19 protein-coding genes and 1 rRNA gene are annotated in these 21,332 nt (G+C 45.8%); 9 read left to right on the forward strand and 11 right to left on the reverse strand.

From position 1 onward, the window contains the following. From DPF93_RS19510 to trxA, 7 genes are all read right to left on the reverse strand, one after another. Positions 1-213 (reverse strand): 16S ribosomal RNA (locus tag DPF93_RS19510); the annotation flags it as partial. A gap of 466 nt (positions 214-679) precedes the next feature. Continuing rightward, positions 680-1,393 carry an NAD(P)H-flavin reductase gene (gene fre, locus DPF93_RS19520; RefSeq protein WP_114767713.1) on the reverse strand — a complete coding sequence of 238 codons (714 nt, stop codon included), beginning with the start codon at positions 1,391-1,393 and terminating at the stop codon, positions 680-682. Between the two features lie 13 nt (positions 1,394-1,406). Beyond that, entirely contained in the window at positions 1,407-1,676 is a 270-nt protein-coding gene (locus tag DPF93_RS19525; RefSeq protein ID WP_075647760.1) for a 2Fe-2S iron-sulfur cluster-binding protein, read from the reverse strand. Beyond that, positions 1,673-3,526: a 4-hydroxy-3-polyprenylbenzoate decarboxylase gene (gene ubiD / locus DPF93_RS19530; protein ID WP_114767714.1), complete on the reverse strand. Its 1,854-nt coding sequence runs from the start codon at positions 3,524-3,526 to the stop codon at positions 1,673-1,675. Before ubiD ends, DPF93_RS19525 begins: the two co-directional genes overlap by 4 nt. 90 nt (positions 3,527-3,616) lie before the next feature. Beyond that, positions 3,617-4,615 carry a hypothetical protein gene (locus tag DPF93_RS19535; protein ID WP_114767715.1) on the reverse strand — a complete coding sequence of 333 codons (999 nt, stop codon included), beginning with the start codon at positions 4,613-4,615 and terminating at the stop codon, positions 3,617-3,619. Between the two features lie 103 nt (positions 4,616-4,718). After that, complete coding sequence (rho, locus tag DPF93_RS19540) at positions 4,719-5,978, reverse strand: transcription termination factor Rho (RefSeq protein ID WP_114767716.1); 1,260 nt, start codon at positions 5,976-5,978, stop codon at positions 4,719-4,721. A gap of 202 nt (positions 5,979-6,180) precedes the next feature. Beyond that, positions 6,181-6,507 carry a thioredoxin TrxA gene (trxA, locus tag DPF93_RS19545; RefSeq protein ID WP_075706355.1) on the reverse strand — a complete coding sequence of 109 codons (327 nt, stop codon included), beginning with the start codon at positions 6,505-6,507 and terminating at the stop codon, positions 6,181-6,183. Positions 6,508-6,618: 111 nt separating this feature from the next. Here trxA and rhlB point away from each other — a divergent pair, with 111 nt between their 5' ends. Next, positions 6,619-7,917, forward strand: a complete 1,299-nt coding sequence (rhlB, locus tag DPF93_RS19550; RefSeq protein ID WP_114767717.1) for an ATP-dependent RNA helicase RhlB — start codon at positions 6,619-6,621, stop codon at positions 7,915-7,917. Positions 7,918-7,924: 7 nt separating this feature from the next. Next, positions 7,925-9,415 carry a guanosine-5'-triphosphate,3'-diphosphate diphosphatase gene (gene gppA, locus DPF93_RS19555; protein ID WP_114767718.1) on the forward strand — a complete coding sequence of 497 codons (1,491 nt, stop codon included), beginning with the start codon at positions 7,925-7,927 and terminating at the stop codon, positions 9,413-9,415. 73 nt (positions 9,416-9,488) lie between these two features. On the opposite strand, the gene DPF93_RS19560 is transcribed toward gppA, so the two are convergent. The 3 genes from DPF93_RS19560 to recQ form a co-directional block, all read right to left on the reverse strand. Then, a complete protein-coding gene (locus tag DPF93_RS19560; RefSeq protein WP_114767719.1) occupies positions 9,489-10,160 on the reverse strand; it encodes a 7-cyano-7-deazaguanine/7-aminomethyl-7-deazaguanine transporter in 672 nt (223 codons plus the stop codon). A gap of 210 nt (positions 10,161-10,370) precedes the next feature. Next, positions 10,371-10,691: a DUF3630 family protein gene (locus DPF93_RS19565; protein WP_114767720.1), complete on the reverse strand. Its 321-nt coding sequence runs from the start codon at positions 10,689-10,691 to the stop codon at positions 10,371-10,373. Then, on the reverse strand, positions 10,684-12,522 hold the full coding sequence (recQ, locus tag DPF93_RS19570) for an ATP-dependent DNA helicase RecQ (protein WP_075647751.1): 1,839 nt from the start codon (positions 12,520-12,522) through the stop codon (positions 10,684-10,686). Before recQ ends, DPF93_RS19565 begins: the two co-directional genes overlap by 8 nt. A gap of 146 nt (positions 12,523-12,668) precedes the next feature. Between recQ and rarD the strand changes: the two genes are divergently transcribed. From rarD to DPF93_RS19585, 3 genes are all read left to right on the forward strand, one after another. Further along, positions 12,669-13,604 (forward strand): EamA family transporter RarD, encoded by a 936-nt coding sequence (gene rarD, locus DPF93_RS19575; RefSeq protein WP_114767721.1) that lies wholly within the window; start codon positions 12,669-12,671, stop codon positions 13,602-13,604. 76 nt (positions 13,605-13,680) lie between these two features. Continuing rightward, positions 13,681-14,478: a helix-turn-helix transcriptional regulator gene (locus DPF93_RS19580; RefSeq protein ID WP_114767722.1), complete on the forward strand. Its 798-nt coding sequence runs from the start codon at positions 13,681-13,683 to the stop codon at positions 14,476-14,478. Between the two features lie 120 nt (positions 14,479-14,598). Beyond that, the gene (locus DPF93_RS19585) at positions 14,599-15,276 is read left to right on the forward strand and encodes a LysE family translocator (RefSeq protein ID WP_114767723.1); all 678 of its coding nucleotides are present in this window, start codon (positions 14,599-14,601) and stop codon (positions 15,274-15,276) included. Between the two features lie 1,159 nt (positions 15,277-16,435). Here the strand turns inward: DPF93_RS19585 and uvrD are convergent. Then, positions 16,436-18,610 (reverse strand): DNA helicase II, encoded by a 2,175-nt coding sequence (gene uvrD, locus DPF93_RS19595; protein WP_114767724.1) that lies wholly within the window; start codon positions 18,608-18,610, stop codon positions 16,436-16,438. A 256-nt stretch (positions 18,611-18,866) separates the two neighbouring features. Between uvrD and DPF93_RS19600 the strand changes: the two genes are divergently transcribed. The 4 genes from DPF93_RS19600 to DPF93_RS19615 all read left to right on the forward strand — a co-directional run bounded on the left by DPF93_RS19600 (position 18,867) and on the right by DPF93_RS19615 (position 21,280). Then, positions 18,867-19,121: a BufA1 family periplasmic bufferin-type metallophore gene (locus DPF93_RS19600; protein ID WP_114767725.1), complete on the forward strand. Its 255-nt coding sequence runs from the start codon at positions 18,867-18,869 to the stop codon at positions 19,119-19,121. 68 nt (positions 19,122-19,189) lie between these two features. Next, positions 19,190-20,053 (forward strand): MNIO family bufferin maturase, encoded by an 864-nt coding sequence (gene bufB, locus DPF93_RS19605; RefSeq protein WP_114767726.1) that lies wholly within the window; start codon positions 19,190-19,192, stop codon positions 20,051-20,053. After that, positions 20,050-20,820: an HvfC/BufC N-terminal domain-containing protein gene (locus tag DPF93_RS19610; RefSeq protein ID WP_114767727.1), complete on the forward strand. Its 771-nt coding sequence runs from the start codon at positions 20,050-20,052 to the stop codon at positions 20,818-20,820. The genes bufB and DPF93_RS19610 overlap by 4 nt, the downstream gene beginning before the upstream one ends. Positions 20,821-20,830: 10 nt before the next feature. Then, a complete protein-coding gene (locus tag DPF93_RS19615) occupies positions 20,831-21,280 on the forward strand; it encodes a DoxX family protein (protein WP_114767728.1) in 450 nt (149 codons plus the stop codon). Positions 21,281-21,332: the final 52 nt, after the last annotated feature.

Raw genomic sequence — 21,332 nt, forward strand, 5'->3', positions numbered from 1 at the left:
CCCCTCTTTGGCCCGTAGGCATCATGCGGTATTAGCCATCGTTTCCAATGGTTATCCCCCACATCAGGGCAATTTCCTAGGCATTACTCACCCGTCCGCCGCTCGCCGCCCAACAAATCCCCCGAAGGTTCAATGTTGTCGCTGCCGCTCGACTTGCATGTGTTAGGCCTGCCGCCAGCGTTCAATCTGAGCCATGATCAAACTCTTCAATTTAAGATTTTGGTGACTCAATGAATACTGAACATTACATAGTAATGTTGAATTGACTGTGCCGATACTAAGTATCGAATTGGTCACTCAGTTCATTGAAATCAAATTTGAAGCCGAAGCTTCTAATTGGATTATCATCAACGAGTGCCCACACAGATTGATAGGTTTATATTGTTAAAGAGCTTGCTTTAAGATTTTCTCTCAAAGCGGAGGTGCATTCTAACGAGATAATTGAAAGAGTCAAACACTTTTTTCAATTTATTTTCTCAGAAGCTTTCACCTCTCTGACTAACGCTGAAGCCTTGTGGCGTCTGCCCTGTCAGTGGATGCGCATTATAGGGAGCTGGATTTTTATGGCAACCCTTTTTTGCAAAAAAATCGAAAAAAGTGACCGTTCGTTTAAATTACCATCAAAACGACGAAAAAGAGGGCATTTTGCCCTCTTCAAATCAATGATTGCTTGCTATTACTATATGAAAGCATAGGCATCAGCGAACATTCTGTCACTTTTCGCCTGTTTATTTTGCGTAAACTGTTCGCGCGCTGCTCCAGCCATTTCGAAACGACCGGCAATGTAAATATCGTAGTTTTCTAGCGTTGGGAAATCTTGGTTCACCGCTTCTAGTACGTTGCCAAGTTTGCCTTGCCAATCCGCAGCTGCCTCTTCTACTACCGGTACAAAGTGAACGTTACTGTATTTAGCTGCAATTTCTTTCAACTCTGCTTTTGCGTATAACTGGCTAATATCGCGAGCACCCCAATAAAGGTAAATCGGATTTACTTTGTTTTGTGCAATGCAGTGATCGAGAATCGAGCGAACATAGCTAAACCCTGTACCACCAGCAATAAGTAAAAGCGGATTATCACTCTCTTCTCTTACCCAAGCATCACCATGAGGTGCATCAATAGTAATTGAAGAGTCCTGCGCCAATGCCGACTTCATTGCTTCAACGACTTCAAGTGCGTAAGCATTCTGTTCTGCCGCACCAATGTGAAGCTCAAGCTCGCCTTCATGGCGACATGGGCTACTCGCAATAGAAAATGGACGCTTATCTTTTTCACCCATAACAACCATCAGGTATTGACCCGCTTTAAATGGCACTGGGTTTTCAGGGTGAAGCAAAATACGGTAGGTATTAGCTGCTAACGACTCAATTGACTTTACTTTACATTGAATACTCATGGGTTCCTCTCACTTACTCTTCAAAAGTAAGGACTAAATGACTTTCTGTATGAGCTAGACAGGGAAATATCCAGCCTTGTTGTTGTTCTTGTTCGGTAAGCATAGGTTCAAGGTCATAACTAACCTCACCCGACACTTTCTTACACATGCACATCGCACATGCTCCGACCTGGCAACGATGTGGAAAGCCAATATTATTGTTGAGCGCAGCTTCCAACACCGTTTGCCCTTGTGGGACTTCAAATTCTACCTGACTTGGGAGCAAAGTAACCTTGTGTGTCATTCGATTCCCAATTGATGCCAAATTGCATCTATTTTCGCGACCAACTCAGGATCCTTCTTAATCGGAATGCCCCACTCTCTGAGTTTTTCATCGCCCAGTTTATTGGTCGCATCCCAAGCCATGCGACTTACGCCTGATTTTGACTCAGTATATAGAAGACTATCGCGCGCGGGATCCATGCGTGTGGTTACTGCCCAGATTACATCATTCCAGTCACGAATATTGACGTCATCGTCGCATACAATCACAAACTTAGGATCGACAACGTCCTCTAAACCAGACCACACCGCCTCTATTGCTTGGCGACCTTGCCCTATCGCTTGCTTATCAATAGAAAGCAGAACCATCTGCCCAGAGATAGCACCTTCAGGAAGGTAGATATCTAATAGCTGTGGAATGGTCTGTTTCAGTTCAGCAATTTTCTCGATTGGATTGGTTAGTGGCGCTTTCGGTTCATTGCGTGTCAACGCTAACTCAGCCTCCCACTTAATCGTGGCATCTAAGCCCATTTTCGAACCTAAGCCCACCACAGGTGAAGCGAAGTCCAGAGAATCGATTGGTGTGTTCTCGATCATCAAGGTATCGCGCACCGGATCCATATGTTCCGTCATCGCTTTTGTCACAGCGCGCCAATCTCGCGCATCAACCGATTCATCACACACAATAACGTACTTGGTGTACATGAACTGACGTAAGAAAGACCATACCCCCATCATCACGCGTTTAGCATGACCCGGGTATTGTTTCTTCATTGTCACGACGGCCATACGATAAGAGCAGCCTTCTGGCGGCAAGTAGAAGTCTTCAATCTCTGGGAATTGCTTTTGCAATATCGGCACAAACACTTCGTTTAATGCCACCCCCAATACTGCCGGTTCATCAGGCGGACGACCGGTATAGGTGCTGTGGTAGATTGGCTTATTACGCATCGTGATATGCGTAATAGTGAAAACGTGATGTTTTTCTTTTTCGTTATAGTAACCAGTATGGTCACCGTAAGGACCTTCATCGGCAAATTCATTCGGGTCGATATAACCTTCTAGTACAATCTCGGCACTCGCTGGTACTTCAAGATCGTTACTGACTGATTTCACCACTTCAGTACGACTGCCGCGCAGTAAGCCTGCAAACGCATATTCCGACAAAGTATCGGGTACTGGCGTAACCGCACCAAGAATCGTTGCTGGATCAGCGCCAAAAGCGACGGATACCGGGAATGGTTGACCAGGATTAGTCTCCATCCAGTCACGCAAATCGAGCGCCCCACCTCGGTGAGCCAGCCAACGCATGATGATTTTATTCTTACCCAGCTTCTGTTGACGATAGATACCTAAATTTTGGCGCTTTTTATTTGGACCTTTGGTCACGGTTAAGCCCCAAGTCAGCAAAGGCGCGACATCATCTTGCCAACAGCTCATCACTGGTATTTTATCAAGGTCAACATCGTCGCCTTGCCAGACAATTTCCTGACAAGGGGCATTGCGCAGACGTTTGGCAGGCATGTGCAGAACTTGCTTAAACAGTGGAAGTTTCTCAAGTGCGTCTTTGAAACCTTTTGGTGGCTCAGGCTCTTTTAAGTAAGCCAGTAACTTACCTACCTCACGCAACTCTTTCACTTCACTGCGTCCCATTCCCATTGCTACGCGCTCTGCAGTACCAAAGAGATTGGTTAACACCGGATAATCGTAACCAATTGGGTTTTCGAACAGTAATGCCGGACCGCCCGCACGTAGTGTGCGATCGCTGATTTCCGTCATTTCATAATGAGGGTCGGTGGGGTGAGTAATGCGTTTTAATTTGCCTTGTTGCTCTAACAGGTGAATAAAATCGCGTAAGTCCTTAAAACTCATAGCTCTTCTGCTGACTGGTTAAACTACAGGCAGTATATCAAAAAAGAGGGATCGACGATCCCTCTTTTCATTGTGGGTATTTTATCGGTGCTACTGACTTAGGACACTCAGCAAATGACGACTCTTAACGCGTTTATCACTGCTGGCTAACTCAGCCAGCCAACTAGAGTAACCTTGCTCAGCAAGTTGGCGCGCAACAAAAGGCGCATCATCATTACTGCCCATCCTCGCGATCAAAAACTCTTCAACCGCGTTGCTCATTGGTTTGATCCCGACTAACTGCTTAATCGCCAGCTCATCTAAGCTTGGGTTGCTGGCAGCTTGCATGATCTGCTCAATAGAGAATTCATCCGCCACACTACCCAGGCGTATCAACTCATTCTCACTGTAATGATTCGCCTTCATTAACCACACCAATTTATACACTGCCGGATCTTCACTGACTTGAGCAAGGCGCACCATTACCTCTGCTGGCGGTAACCACTCCACGACCGCTTTGTCAGTTAACTGAGCCGTTAAGGCTTTCAGTGCTTCGGGCGACAAGCTATCTAGCTCACGCATTAACAACTGTTCTCGCGTTTGGGTTTGATAGTCAGAGCCCGCCATTAACCATTGGCGTAAGTCGAGCTCTTGTCGCTCTGCTTGCATCACAAAATCTAAGGTTGATTGATCTTGGCGCCAACGCTTGAGTAAGCGACTGGCAATGGCAGGGTAATTAAACGCTGGCGTGGTAAATTCATAGCCATCGCCACGTTCTAATATTTGATAAGTTGGGATCATGGCTTTTTGCTGTTCAACAAAAATAGCCATCTTCGCCGTTAAGATAACGTCTTGCTGTTCGAGTTTTTGTAGCAAAAGATAACGGGCGACTTCCTGTTGCGGAAAAGCGAGTCGTTCGAGAGAGAAGTTGAGCGTATCAACATCATCTTCCATGACATACTGCAGAAATTCGGCAACCTTTGCCTGCATATGATCGCTTTGACGCCACAGCTCAACCCGCTCTGGGGTCATCTGGGTCGCCATAGCTTGAGGCACTCCTAGCGCCAAAAAGAGGGACAGGAGAAGCGACGACAACATTCCTTGTTGCATGTTAACCTCCTTGTAACATTCTCTCTCATTGTGCAGTGACAACAAAGAGAATGCAAACAAAAACGCCACCGTTAAAAACGGTGGCGTTATCGCATTGATTTAATTACTGACGACGCATTGCATCAAAGAATTCGTCGTTAGTTTTCGTCATTGCCAGCTTATCGATTAGGAATTCCATCGCATCGATTTCGCCCATTGGGTGAACAATCTTACGTAGGATCCACATCTTCTGTAGCTCATCAGTCTTAGTCAGTAGCTCTTCACGACGCGTACCTGAGCGGTTGAAATCAATCGCAGGGAAGACACGTTTTTCAGCAATCTTACGGTTTAGGTGCAGTTCCATGTTACCTGTACCTTTAAACTCTTCGTAGATTACTTCATCCATCTTAGAACCAGTATCAACTAGTGCTGTTGCGATGATCGTTAAGCTACCGCCTTCTTCTACGTTACGAGCCGCACCGAAGAAACGTTTTGGACGATGTAGAGCGTTCGCGTCCACACCACCGGTTAGTACTTTACCTGATGAAGGTACTACAGTGTTGTAGGCACGTGCTAGACGAGTAATAGAGTCAAGTAGGATAACCACATCTTTCTTGTGTTCTACTAGACGTTTTGCTTTCTCGATAACCATTTCTGCCACTTGTACGTGACGAGAAGCTGGCTCATCGAATGTCGATGCAACTACTTCACCTTTAACTAGGCGTTGCATCTCAGTAACTTCTTCTGGACGCTCGTCGATTAGAAGTACCATCAACTCACACTCAGGGTGGTTGTAAGCGATACTTTGCGCGATGTTTTGTAGCAACATGGTTTTACCCGCTTTTGGCGGAGCTACAATCAGACCACGCTGACCTTTACCAATTGGCGATGCAAGGTCTAGAACACGAGCCGTGATATCTTCGGTAGAACCGTTACCACGTTCCATCACCATACGCTCATTTGCATGTAGCGGCGTTAGGTTTTCAAACAGGATCTTATTACGTGCGTTATCTGGCTTGTCGTCGTTTACGGTGTTGACTTTTAATAGAGCAAAGTAGCGTTCGCCATCTTTTGGTGGACGAATTTTACCAGCAATAGAGTCACCAGTACGTAGGTTGAAGCGACGAATTTGGCTTGGAGAAACGTAAATATCGTCAGGACCAGCTAGGTAAGAACTGTCGGCACTACGAAGGAAACCAAAACCGTCTTGAAGAATTTCCAGTACGCCGTCACCAAAAATGTCTTCACCGCTTTTCGCGTGAGCTTTCAGGATTGCGAAGATGATGTCTTGTTTTCTTAGACGTGCCAGGTTTTCTAAACCTAAGCTTTCGCCAAGTTTAACAAGATCAGAAACAGGTCTGTTCTTCAGTTCTGTAAGATTCATTGTGGTAGATGCTTGTTTAGTCAAAATAGGATCTGTTGTTTAAGTTAGATGGAATATGGTCTCAGGATCGACCAAGAAGAGAATTCTGTTTAATTAACGTGCGATAAATTAGCACTAAATACTAGCCTAGTCTATCTTTTGTTGCCGTTCAAAAACAAAACCGTACATTGATCAAATGTACGGTCTTATTTTTACAGCGAGCTTATAGGTTAGCGTCTAAGAACTCTTTTAATTGAGTTTTAGACAGCGCACCAACTTTAGTTGCTGCTACGCTACCATCTTTGAAAAGAAGTAGCGTTGGAATACCACGAATACCAAATTTAGGTGGAGTACCTGCGTTTTGGTCGATATTCAATTTTCCGATAGTGAGTTTGCCTTCGTACTCTTCTGCGATTTCGTCCAGAATCGGCGCAATCATCTTACAAGGACCACACCACTCTGCCCAAAAATCAACAAGAACTGGGCCTGCAGCATTGATTACATCGTTATCAAAACCTTCATCAGTAAGCTGCAAAATTTTATCACTCATCTTCCACTCCACTGTGTTTTTTGGAACTGGTTGGATGATAACCAGTATTGAGATGCCCTATTGGAATGTATTTACTTTCGTATTGCAAGCTTAAGCTGATATTCTATAGCGATGAAGAAGACGCACATCACAGAGCAAAAGTTCGCCGATTTGGGGTTACATCCTCAAGTTACAAAGGGTTTGGAGCAAAAAGGGTTCGAGTTTTGTACCCCTATCCAAGCTCAGGCGCTGCCGGTCCTGCTCTCCGGCCGTGACATCGCAGGCCAGGCCCAAACGGGTACTGGTAAGACGCTTGCGTTCCTTACTGCTACTTTTAACCACTTACTGACTACACCAGAGCTAGAAGGTCGTAAGCCAACTCAGCCACGTGCCATTATTATGGCTCCGACGCGTGAATTGGCGATTCAGATCTTTAATGATGCCGAGCCGTTAATTGCCAGCACAGGTATTAAAGCTGCGCTTGCCTACGGTGGTGAGAGCTATGAGAAGCAACTGTCTAAGCTAGAGCAAGGGGTTGATATTCTGATCGGTACTACTGGTCGCATTATCGATTTCCACAAACAGCGCGTATTTAACCTTAACCATATTCAAGCGGTGGTTCTGGATGAAGCAGACCGCATGTTTGACCTTGGCTTTATTAAAGACATTCGTTTCTTGTTCCGCCGTATGCCAGAGCCAAAAGATCGTTTGAACATGCTGTTCTCTGCAACGCTTTCGTACCGTGTACAAGAGTTAGCATTTGAACACATGAACGAGCCAGAATCGGTTGTGGTTGAACCTGAACAAAAAACAGGTCACCGCATTCAAGAAGAACTGTTCTACCCTTCTAACGAAGATAAGATGGCACTACTGCAAACACTTATCGAAGAAGAATGGCCAGATCGCGCGATCATTTTTGCTAACACCAAACACGTTTGTGAATCGATTTGGGGTCACCTTGCGGCAGACAAACACCGCGTGGGTCTACTGACTGGTGATGTACCGCAGAAAAAACGTGAGCGCATCCTTGAGCAATTTACTCGTGGCGAAGTTGATCTCCTTGTTGCAACCGACGTTGCCGCTCGTGGTCTGCACATCCCGCAAGTAACACACGTATTTAACTACGACTTACCTGACGATTGCGAAGACTACGTACACCGTATCGGTCGTACCGGTCGTGCAGGTGCAAGCGGTCACTCGATTAGCTTTGCGTGTGAGCAATACGCGATTAATCTACCTGCAATCGAAGAATATATTGAACATGCGATTCCAGTTTCAGATTATGACTCTTCGGCACTGATTCAGGATTTACCTGCGCCGATCCGTCTGCGTACGCGCAACCAGCAACAACGTCGCACCAATACCGGTGGTTCACGTTCTGGTAACCGTAAACCAAATCGCTCTCGTCCACGTCAGCAAAAGGATTCTTAAGTCGTTTATGAGCCAAGTTGTTCCCTCTCCGCTTTACGCTGCTATCGACCTTGGGTCGAACAGTTTTCATATGCTCGTTGTGCGTCACATTGATGGCAGCGTTCAAACCATGGCCAAAATCAAGCGCAAGGTGCGCCTTGCTGCTGGGTTAAACGAAAACAATGCGTTGAGCCAAGAAGCCATGCAAAGGGGGTGGGACTGCTTGAGTCTATTTGCTGAACGACTGCAAGATATCCCGAAAGAAAACATTCGCATTGTCGGCACAGCAACGTTGCGCACGGCTACCAACGTGGATGTTTTCTTAACGAAAGCCAACCAAATCCTCGGTCATGATATTGAGGTAATCTGTGGCGAAGAAGAAGCGGCAACTATCTATAAAGGGGTTGCACATACCTCTGGGGGTAGCGGTCGCCGTTTAGTGGTTGATATTGGCGGCGCCAGTACGGAACTGATCATTGGTGAAGGATTTGAAGCCAAAGCTCTCACCAGTTTAAAAATGGGTTGTGTTACTTGGCTAGAGCGCCACTTTAAAGATCGCCAACTTACTGCCTCTAACTTCAACCAAGCTATTACTGCTGCCAAAGAAACGCTGCAACCAATCCTTGAGCAATACACAACGCTCGGTTGGAATGTGTGTGTCGGTGCATCTGGCACAGTACAAGCGCTGCAAGAAATCATGCTGGCACAAGGCATGGATGAAGTGATCACCCACGCTAAGCTTAAACGCCTACAAAAACAGGCGATGCTGGCTGACCATTTAGAAGAGCTTGAGATCGAAGGGCTTACCCTTGAACGCGCTTTGGTATTCCCAAGCGGTCTATCAATCTTAATTGCCATCTTCGAATTACTCGAAATTGATTCAATGACACTAGCCGGCGGCGCTTTGCGTGAAGGTCTAGTGTATGAAATGGTCGATGAGTTAAAGCAAGATGATATTCGCGCTCGCACCATTACTAGCGTGCAGACTCGTTATCAAATCGACACCCTTTATGGTGAGCAAGTGGCAGCGCTAGCTGCGCGTTTACTCGCACAATGCCAAGCAGATTGGTTAGCTGAATCACAAGCGAAAGTGCTACTGGAAACGGCTGCCAAGTTGCATGAAATCGGTTTAACCATCGATTTCAAAAAAGGCGGTGAGCACAGCGCCTATTTACTACGTAATCTGGATTTACCCGGTTATACCCGTGCGCAAAAACACTTACTTGCTGAATTAACGCGTCGTTACCGTGAACAGTTAAGCTCCCTACCCGAGCAACATGCTATCTCGGGTACCAGCGCCAAACGAGTGTTGCGCTTATTGCGTTTGGCGGTATTGCTTACCCACCGCCGCAATCCAGAATTGGAACCACAAGTTACACTGCAAACTGAAGGTGACAAGCTCAAACTGTCTATCTCTGCCGCTTGGTTAGCACAAAATCCGCTAACCGCCGCTGAGCTAGAAATTGAAGCCAACCGTCAAAGCGATATCGGCTGGCCTTTAGTCATCATCAGCCAATAAACCTCGAACAAACAAAAAGCCCGAGTCAAAAACTCGGGCTTTCTTAATCCTCACACCAAATTAGCTAACTGATTTAGTTATTCGCGCCAACGATTTTAAAATCAGGGTTAGTGGCGGTTAGCTTCTTAACTAGGTAGTTCAATAACACACCATACATAGGTACAAACAGGCCCAAGCTAATCACCAATTTAAAACCGTAATCAACTAACGCAATTTCTGTCCAGTGCTCCGCCATAAATGGATCTGGGCTTTGGTAGAAAGCGATAGCAAAGAAAGCGATGGTGTCGAGTGCATTACCAAACAAGGTTGAACACGTTGGCGCAACCCACCACTGCTTCATTTGACGCAAGCGGTTAAAGACGTGCACATCCATGATCTGACCAAGTAAATAAGCCATAAAGCTTGCAGCGGCAATACGTGCCACAAACAAGTTAAATTCACCTAAGTGAGCAAAACCTTGGAACTGCCCTTCAAAGAACAACACCGATAAACCATACGATACAGCTAGGGCTGGAAGCATCACCAAGAAAATGATTTTACGTGCCAACTGAGCACCAAAAATACGTACGGTGAGGTCAGTTGCCAAGAAAATAAATGGGAAAGTGAATGCACCCCATGTGGTGTGGAAACCCATGATGGTAAACGGAAGCTGAACTAGGTAGTTACTTGATGCAATGATGATCAGGTGAAACAGAACTAGATAGATAAGGGCGTTGCGCTGCTGCGCAGGGGTAAAGTTACTCATGCGATACCTTTTTAGTTTGGTTTGGGGGTGAGGGAACCCAAATCGAATCAACTTAGTCTTTTCAAGTGAAATTAACCAAGTGAACTCTTACCAACAATGTTAAACAAAACCGCTTAGGGCGCATCAATTGGCGTCAATAAGCAAGGCGGGCGATTATACATTAACCAAGTTGCGCTGCAAGATGGTTTTTAATCACCCAGATAATCTTAATTAGATCAGATCAAATCCAGTGCGAAATAAACCCGCCAAATACTCAAGTTCTTCTTGGTTCGATACTCCCGCTAGCGATTCAAGCCAGACACTTTCACTGTAATGTTCCGCTTTAAGGAACAACTGGCAGCCTTCAAAATCAATCAACCAAGAGTGAATATCTGCATCGCATTGTTTCTCAACAACGGTCGCCGACAAAGTTGTCAGCAGGCGTTCACCCAAGGCGGGAAAGGAATCAAAATCAAAGCTTGGCGCACGCACGATGATTCTTCCCTGCTCCGCTTGATACTCCATCAAGCCAAAATCCGTTTGCTTAACCATGGTGAGTAATATGCTCCTGAATAAGATCTAAGAATGGGTCAGCATATTTCTCTAACTTACGCTGACCGACACCATTAACAGCTAACATTTCACCGTACGAAGTCGGCAAAATTTCCGCCATATCAATCAAAGTCGCATCACTGAATACCACGTAAGGTGGTAAGCCATCTTCATCGGCAATCGACTTACGCAGCTTACGCAATTTAGCAAATAGCTTCTTATCGTAATTTTTACTGGTCAGTTTGTCGGATTTCGCGGCTCTAACTGCCGTATCTAATCTTGGCACGGCTAACTCTAAACTCATCTCGCCACGCAGCAGAGGACGCGCCTCTTCAGTTAGTTGCAATGTCGAATTACGCGTGATGTTTTGAAACAGCATCCCCTTATGGATCAATTGGCGGAAAATGCTCACCCAATAGTCATGGCTATGATCACGCCCCAAGCCATAGGTGGAGATTTTATCGTGCCCATGCTCACGTATACGAATGTTCTGCATGCCTCGCAGCACTTCAACCACGTAGCCAATGCCGAAACTTTGATTAACGCGGTAAACGCAAGAAAGCGCTTTTTGTGCCTCTTGGGTTGCATCAAAATGCTTAGGCGGATCTAAACAAATATCGCAGTTACCACACGGCTTATCACGATATTCGCCAAAATAATTTAATAGCACCTGACGACGACAAGTCTGCGCTTCGGCAAAAGCACTCATGGCATTGAGTTTATGCGCTTCCACTTGCTTTTGTGGTCCGTCGTCTTTTTCGTCGAGCATACGACGCAGCCAACCTATATCTGCCGGGTCATACAACATCATCGCTTCTGCGGGTAAACCATCACGTCCTGCACGCCCAGTCTCTTGGTAGTAAGATTCAATGTTACGCGGGATATCAAAATGCACCACAAAACGCACGTTGGGTTTATTGATCCCCATACCAAAGGCAACTGTCGCCACCACAATCTGAATATCATCGCGCTGAAACGCTTCTTGCACGTATGCACGCTCATCGGCGTCCATACCCGCATGGTAACTGGCTGCACGAATGTGGTTGTTGCACAGTTTCTCCGTCAACATCTCAACCTTCTTACGGCTACCGCAATAAATGATGCCGCAATTGCCTTTTTGTGTATCGAGGTAACGAATGATCTGCGAGACGGGTTTATGCTTTTCGAGCAAGGTATAGCGAATGTTCGGGCGGTCAAAACTGCCCAAATATTCGTGCGGCTGATTCAATTGCAGACGGCTCATAATGTCTTTGCGCGTCGCATCGTCAGCCGTTGCCGTTAATGCCATCACAGGTACATAAGGAAAATGCTGTTTAAGCTGACCAAGTGAGGCATATTCTGGTCGGAAATCATGCCCCCATTGAGAAATACAATGCGCTTCATCGACAGCGATCATACTCAGCGGCAAGCTTTCTAAACGCTCAATAAAATCACGCATTAACACGCGCTCAGGCGAGACATACACCAACTTGAGATTGCCACTGTGCATGCGGTTATAGACAGAAATCAACTCTTCTCGCGACATCGTCGAGTTGACACACTCCGCCGCAACACCATTGGCTTTAAGCTGATCGACTTGGTCTTTCATCAATGAAATCAATGGTGAAATAACTAAAGTCAGCCCGCTGCGTACTAACGCTGGAATTTGATAACAAAGCGATTTACCGCCACCGGTCGGCATGATGACTAAGCTGTCACGCCCTTCAATGGCTGATTCAATCACCTGCTCTTGCCCACTGCGAAATTTTTGATAGCCGAACACTTGCTCAAGCACATTTTGTGCAGTGATAAGCGACTGTTCGTCAGATTGGGCAAGCAATGTTGAGGTCATTGAATCTCTCTGTTTTCTCATAATGAGGTTGGGGGCACATTGTAGTGGGGAATGATGGTGAATTAAACTGCAAATGTTAGGAGAATTCTTAACCGGATCTTATACTGGCAAATCCGTTCCTATCTTATTCAAACAGTGATCTTTGTATGACAACAGAAGAAGAGCAACAACGATCGCGCCAAGGCGTTTTACTGGCTATCAGTGCCTACACCATGTGGGGAATTGCACCGATATACTTCAAAGCCTTAGGTGCTGTTCCAGCGCTAGAAATCCTAAGCCATCGTGTCATTTGGTCGTTTTTTTTGCTTGCCGCGTTACTCCATTTTGGTCGCCATTGGCGATCGGTTCGAGACATTTTTTGCGACAAACGCAAGCTAATTTATTTAACCACATCAGCGATTCTCATTGGGGTTAACTGGCTTATTTTCATTTGGGCGGTCAACGCCAACCATATGCTAGATGCCAGCTTGGGCTACTACATCAACCCACTGATTAACGTGTTGTTAGGTATGCTATTTCTCGGCGAGCGTTTACGCAAGCTGCAATGGGTTGCGGTTGCGCTAGCCGCTGCTGGCGTATTGATTCAGTTGATTGCTTTTGGCTCTGTACCGCTGGTTGCGATTGCCCTTGCCTGTACTTTTGGCTTTTACGGGCTACTGCGCAAGAAAGTGAGCGTCAATGCACAAACGGGATTATTTATTGAGACTTTGGTACTGCTACCTGCTGCGCTGATCTATGTCTTGTGGATTGCCGACTCAGCCACTTCAGACTTTACTCAGAACCCAATGAGCCTCAATCTGCTGCTGATCGCAGCGGGCGTCATCACGACCTTACCATTGCTGTGTTTTACGGGAGCTGCAACGCGTTTGAAACTCTCAACACTCGGCTTTTTCCAATACATCGGTCCAAGCTTAATGTTCCTACTTGCAGTCGCAGTATATGGCGAGGCATTCTCACTGGATAAAGCGTTAACTTTCGTCTTTATCTGGGGCGCTTTGGTGGTGTTTAGTTTTGACGGCTTACGCAATAGCCGCCGTAACAAGAAAGCCGCTCAAGCACAAAACAGCGTCAATAATCGCTAACGTCTGATCGTTTTTTACAAGACAAAGCAAACCTTCAACGATAAGCTTGGTGATAATTTCACCAAGCTTTTTTATTATGGAACACGCCAATTATCGCAATACCATCAATGAATCGATCAATTTGATTGATGCGCGCTACCAGCATTTTAGCTTTCAGCGCCACTATCATCTCGATTTTCATATTGGTTTGATAACGCAAGGCGAACAGAAGTTTCATCACCAAGGCACTGCCCATCACGTAGGACAAGGACAAGTAGTGATCATGCAGCCTGACGAGCTACATGATGGTCATTCGGTATTGGACAGTGGCTACCACACCAAAGTTTTTTCTCTTGATCCACACTGGTTCTCAGATCTGGCGAGTGATAAAGAGGACAAACAGATTGTGACCTTCCGCCAATCCGTGCTCAGTGATCCGGCGATATTCAAGCAGCTTTACCAACTCCATCAGTTGCTCGCCAGCGACAACCTCAGCCAACTCGCCAAAGATTGCCTACCGCTGGAAGGGTTTGAACAGCTGTTCAAACACTACGGCTATGGTCAGCCTCTGCAAGTACAAAAATTAGGTACACAATCCACCGAGATTCTTAAAGAGTTTATTTGGCAGCATATCGACCAACCAATTAGGCTCGAACAACTGGCGACTCTGTGCGAATTGACCCCAACTCAGTTTCAACGCCATTTCAAAGCCCAAATGGGGATTACGCCATACGCATGGCTAACTCGCCTGCGTCTCGAATACGCGATGAAATTGCTGCGTGAAGGTCAAAGCGCCACTCAGGTCGCTCACCACGTTGGTTTCTACGACCACGCCCACTTTACGAAAGCTTTTAAAACTAATTTCGGCGTCACCCCCAAGCAAGTCGCTCCGTAGTATCTCGCAAAAGCAGTGATCATAATTTACAAGCTTTGCTTGCTGTAACGCCCGATAATAACCCCATCTCTATTTACTTAATCAAACAGCAACGCACGTTGCTGATATAGAAATGTTGTTATGAACGAAATTACTATTCTTGCTACCTTGGCGTCGGTTCACTGGATCGCCTTAATGAGTCCCGGTCCTGACTTTGCTTTAGTGGTACAAAACACCACTCGCTATGGTCGCCAAACCGGTCTGTATATCGCACTTGGCCTCTCGTTCGGCATTCTGCTGCATTCCATCTTTAGCCTGACGGGGGTTAGTTATCTGGTCCAGCAACATCCTGGCTTGTTTGCGATTGTGCAATTGTTGGGCGGAAGTTACTTACTTTACTTAGGCTTTGGCGCTTTATATGGGTTATGGCAAAGCCGAAATGCCCCACAAGGCGAACCCAACGATCTCGCGACATCTGGTCATTACCTGTTAGCCAGCAAACGCCAAGCGTTTTCACGCGGTTTTGCCACCAATATTCTTAATCCTAAAGCGCTAGTGTTTTTTGTCAGCCTAATGTCGAGCTTAGTGCCTGCTGGTATGTCTTGGGGTGGAAAAGGTATCGCACTAGTAATTTTGTGGGGATTGTCATTGGTATGGTTTTCTCTTCTTGCTTGGCTACTTTCCAGCTCTAGACTGCAAAAGAAAATGCAAAATGCAGCCAAATATATCGATGCTGCGTGCGGAATTATGTTCTCAGTGATTGGTTTTACTATTTTATTTAGCTCTATAGCAGATATCACCACCTTGCTAATCGGATAGTCGATCATCGATCTGCCCGCATCCTTGTGCGAGATCTCTTACAAAAGGATGCGGATATATCGGATCGTTGCGCAGAAAAGAGAAGAGAGCAATTTTTAAGTCATTGTAATTATTAGTATTGATTTATATTTGAACAGTTATTAAGAAAAATAAGCGATTTAGCTAGATTGTTCTAAAGTGAGAAAGACGTAATATTAACCCTGTCGGAAGGATACTGACACGGAACAGGAAATTACCAAGGATTAGGTAATCTTCAGGAAGAAGATACGGTTATTCAGGATGAATAGTCGGCATGGAAAGCAAATTGGACATTGAACGGACGCAATAGTGACTAGGATGGTTGCTACTAAGGATGGGAAATGGACACCTCTGGACGAGGCAAGGACTGAACATCAGGATGATGTCATGGACACCGCTCAGGGACCAAGTGATGAGAGCTAACGAGGATTGTTAGCAGACCAGGATAAGGTCAAGGACACCGCTAGGACGGCGACGAAAGGATTATGCTGAAGGAATACAGCACACTATCATGGATTTGATGCATGGAGCACTTTTAGTAGCCGGATTGCTGCGAGTAAGACTATAACCCCGATGGGCCTTGGCCCTCGGGGTTTTTCTTTTTCTTCTACCTGCCTATTTCTTGCTGCTGCGTTGTTGGCTGCTTTCGCTCTTCCCATCACATAGCAAACTATGCTCAGGGATGTCGTTCAATTGCCGCCTAGCATCAGCTGCAAATAGATTGGTAGGTACGGTTTTGCTCAGGGGATTCACTTATTTATCGCCTTGCTAAAATCCCCTCTACTTTGAAGTGTCACGTTCTAAGACGAGAATAATCGACAAAATTACCTACAAATAAATTAGTAGGCAGCACATCGAATTTTACAGTAGAGCACTACTCAAGCTCCCTATTCGGAATAGCCATCTTTTGCCACAAACCATTGCTCAATACGACCAGCTAAATCTGTACAGCTAAAAAGTTTTTAGCTCTAGATAAGCGAATTAGAGCAGTTAAGATTGAATAGACTAAATGAATTAATAACAATAAGTTAATTAACACCCAATGCTTGGTGTACAGCTTTTTGAGCTTTTGAACACCCATAGGCCAAATACTAAAAAAGCGTGCCGAAGCACGCCTTTTTAATTCAATCATGTCTGCTAATTAGAGTTTTTCTAATCGAGCATAAGCGGTGACTAACCACTTAATGCCTTCACCATTGAAGGCGACTTGCACACGGCTTTGTGGACCACTGCCTTCAAAATTAATGATGGTACCTTCACCAAATTTCGGGTGTAGCACGCGAGAGCCTAGGCTAAAACCTGTTTCGTTGAAGTTCTCTTTCACCACAGTTTGGCTAAAGCGACCAGAGCTAGTTGGGCGGCTCACTTGCGCTTTCATACGCACTTCATCTAAGCAACTTTCTGGCAACTCTTTAATAAAGCGTGACGGTTTATGGTACTTATCTTGGCCATACAAACGGCGCATCTCAGCGTAAGTGATGTAGAGTTTTTCCATCGCACGAGTCATGCCTACATAGCAAAGACGGCGCTCCTCTTCCAAACGACCTGCCTCTTCTGCTGACATTTGGCTTGGGAACATCCCCTCTTCGACGCCAACCATAAACACCATTGGGAACTCTAGACCTTTTGCACTGTGTAGCGTCATTAGCTGCACCGCATCTTCAAACTCATCCGCCTGACCTTCACCGGCTTCTAATGCAGCATGAGTTAAGAAAGCAGTGAGTTCACTCATCTCGTCCGCTTCTTCAGGTTTTTCGAACTGGCGCGTTGCTGTTACCAATTCTTCCAAGTTCTCAATACGCGCTTTAGACTTTTCGCCTTTCTCTTGTTCATACATTGCAAACAAGCCCGAGTATTTGATCACATGGTCAGTTTGTTGATGCATTGGCATTTCACAAGTGTCATCTTCCAGTGCATTGATCAACTCAATAAAGCGGCTTAGTGCACCAGCAGCACGCCCTGTCAGAACTTGCTCATCAATCAGAGCGATACTGGCTTCCCATAAGGTACAACCACGATCACGCGCAGCAAATCGAACCGTCTCTAAGGTTTTATCACCCAAACCGCGCGTCGGTGTATTCACAATACGCTCAAACGCCGCATCATTATCACGGTTATTAATCAGGCGCATATAACCTAATGCGTCACGGATTTCTTGGCGTTCGAAGAATCGCATCCCGCCATAAATTCGGTACGGTAGACCCGCTTGCAGCAAGGCTTCTTCCAGCACACGTGACTGGGCGTTATTACGGTACAGCATTGCCGTATCGTTCAGCGCTCCACCTTTGTCTTGCCACTCTTTTACCTTACCAACTGCAAAGCGCGCTTCATCTAACTCGTTATAAGCGGCATAAACAGAAATCGGCTCACCAACATTGCCGTCAGTCCATAGCTCTTTACCCATACGCTCAGTGTTGTTAGCGATCAGAGTGTTCGAGGCTTCTAGAATGGTTTTGGTCGAACGGTAGTTTTGCTCCAAACGAATGGTATTTACACTTGGAAACTCAAGGGTGAATTTTTCAATATTCTCAATTTTCGCCCCGCGCCAACCGTAGATAGATTGGTCATCATCACCAACGATCATCACGCGCGTATCTGGACCTGCCATCATGCGTAGCCAAGCGTATTGGATATTGTTGGTATCTTGAAATTCGTCGACCAAAATATGCTTAAAGCGCGCTTGGTAGTGTTCACGAATTGCCGTCTTATCACGTAATAACTCGTGAGTTCGTAGCAAGATCTCAGCAAAATCGACTAAGCCAGCACGATCGCACGCTTCCTGATAAGCACTATAAAGCTGCAAATAGGTCTTGGTCACAGGATCATGATAAGCATCAATGTGCTGCGGACGCAGACCTTCATCTTTCTTGCCGTTAATCCACCAGCAAACTTGGCGAGGTGGCCACTGCTTTTCATCCAAGTTTTGCGCTTTGATCAAACGCTTGAGCAAGCGCTGCTGATCATCGCTATCAATGATTTGGAAATCTTCCGGTAGCTTAGCGTCTAGATAGTGAGCACGCAGAATACGATGGCAGATACCATGGAAAGTACCATTCCACATGCCCGATGCACTGCCCATCATCAACTCTTCGATACGCCCGCGCATTTCCGCTGCAGCTTTGTTGGTAAAGGTTACCGACATAATCGAGAACGGCGACGCTTGCTCAACAGACATCAGCCAAGCAATTCGGTGAACAAGCACACGAGTTTTACCACTCCCTGCTCCAGCAAGAACAAGCAGGTTTTCAATTGGAGCTGCAACGGCTTCACGCTGTTTATCGTTTAGACCGTCGAGAAGTAAAGAGGGATCCATCATGGCTAAGCTACTGGTTATTTATACATAAAAGTTGATTATAACCTAAACAGCTAGGTGATATGAGCAGAAAACCGAGAAATTTTTTCCATTTTTTTATTGCTTATCCATCAAACAATTAGATAACAATTTTGCATCATTTTTCTGGCAAAAATAAATTTTATGAAAGTTTTCTGGCTGCTTTTCTATCCTATTAGGTGAGCAAACTGTTGAACAGTCTGCCAAATTTAATCAAGGAAATCAGTCTGAGGAATCTACTATGAAAAAGTCTAATCTAGCTGTAACTGCTGCAATCACAGGTCTATTGGCTATGGGTACGCTAACGGCAGCACCAGCGGTCGCTGCTGACAAAGAGAAATGCTATGGCGTGTCTAAAGCCGGTAAAAATGACTGCGCAACCAAAACCAGTTCATGTGCTGGTACCGCTAAAGAAGATGGTCAGAAAGATGCATTCGTTGTAGTTCCTAAAGGCCTATGCGACAAGCTGGTTGGCGGTAGCACAGAGTCAGCTTAAGTCTTGTATGACGCGCTGAGCTCAACGGCGCGTCATCTCTTTCACGCCATTTTTGCTAGGGATCAACCGTGACGACGACACACTTTCACCCATCAATCGGAGTTGGATTACGCTCACCACATATCGACTATTTTTTGACTGAGCCTACGCAACTCTCTTGGCTCGAGATCCACAGTGAAAACTATTTTAAGCCAGATTCAATTGCTCGCCAGCAACTGCGCCAAATCCGCAATAATTACCAAATCAGCTGTCATGGTATTGGTTTATCACTTGGTAGCGTTGAACGAGTGAATCCGCTGCACATTAAACAGCTATGTCATTTAGTCGATGAAATCGAACCTATCTTAATCTCTGATCATTTAAGTTGGAGTGAAAATGGCGGGCACTATTTTAACGACCTACTCCCTCTTCCCTATACGGAGGAAGCCTTAAGCGTGTTTTGTCGCAATGTGCTGGAAGTGCAAGACGCACTTAAGCGCCCACTGCTAGTAGAGAACCCATCGAGCTATGTAAAATTCACCCACTCCACCATTACTGAATGGGAGTTTCTCGCTGAAGTGCAACGCAGAACTGATTGCCGCTTGCTGCTCGATTTTAACAATATTTATGTCTCCGCCTTCAATCATGGCTTTAGCTGCGAAACTTACCTCAACGGCATACCAAGCCATGCGGTCGATGAAATTCATTTGGCAGGTTTTACCGTTAAACAACTAGAGAAAGGCGAGATTTGGATTGATACCCACAGCCGCCCTGTCAGTGATGAGGTTTGGCAACTATTTCAAAATTGGATTCACCACAATGGTCCACGACACACACTCATTGAGTGGGATTTAGATATTCCAACGCCAGAGGTATTGCTCGGCGAGGCTCGTAAAGCGAGCCAAATCCTAATTGGTTGTGAGACAAAAGAGTCATTCAAGGAGGCGCTATGAAGCTTGCTGAGCTGCAACATCAATTTGCTAGCGCCTTACACTACCAAGCGAAAGGTGAAGAGTGCCAAATTGTCAGTGACCACTTTAGTGCAGACGAGCGCATGCAGATCTACCGCAATAACTTCGTGATGAGCTTAAGCGAAGTTTTGGAGGCAACGTATCCTATGGTGAAGGCACTATTAGGAGAAGAATGCTTCGCGCAAATCGCGCGCCATCATGTGCTTAATTACCCTTTGACCAGTGGCGACGTTACCCATTATGGCGAACATTTTGACCAGTCACTCAACACTTTTCCTACGGTGATCCAAGCCGCTCCTTATATCGGAGACGTGGCTCGTTTTGAATGGGGATTGGATTTAACACAACAAAGGTTTTCGCGCCAACCGCTCGGCAGCCACACTCTCGACCAACTTGCCACATTACCTGTCGAGCAGCATGGTCAAATTCGCTTTCAGCTCTATCCAGATGTCGTGTTATTTACTAGCGCCTATGCCACTTTTGCTCTCTATCAAGCGATTTTCCACAACCCAGATGAGCTTGCCAAGCTGGATATTCAACGTCCACAACAAGGTGTATGTGCTTGCAATCAAGCAGGAGAATCCTGGAATCTTGCGGTTGAAGAAGAGGTCTATCAACTGCTTACCAGCATCGCTAAAGGGTTCACCTTACAAGAAATCGACCCCGTTTATCTCACCGCCCTCAATCAACTGATTGAACTCAATTTGATTGCTGGATTTTCCTTATCCCAACAATCAAACCCAAGTTAAGGAGAACACCATGACCACCAAAACCATGCTTGAGACCTATGATGATCTGATCGGCAAATTGCAATGTGTGTTCGTTCCACTCCTGTTACTGTTTTGCCGTTTGTGGGTCGCTTGGGTGTTTTTTAATTCCGGTCTGATCAAAATCAGCTCATGGGATAGCACCCTCTACCTGTTTGAGTTGGAATACCAAGTGCCACTGTTGCCTTGGGAATTAGCCGCGTATATGGGCACTGCCGCCGAGCTTATCCTGCCCGTATTTCTCGCATTCGGCTTACTCACTCGCCCAATGGCAGCCATCTTGTTTGTCTTCAATATTATCGCAGTGGTCTCTTACCCATTACTGTGGGAAAAAGGCTTCTATGACCACCAGCTGTGGGGCTTGATGATCTTAATTGTCATCGTTTGGGGACCCGGTCCAATATCCCTCGATAAACTGCTTAAAGCTAAGTTGCAAAACTAACCCCCTACCCTCCATATACAAAAAAGCCTTCCAATCGGAAGGCTTTAATATT

It is taken from the genome of Vibrio rhodolitus (assembly GCF_003350325.1).
Lineage (GTDB): Bacteria > Pseudomonadota > Gammaproteobacteria > Enterobacterales > Vibrionaceae > Vibrio > Vibrio rhodolitus.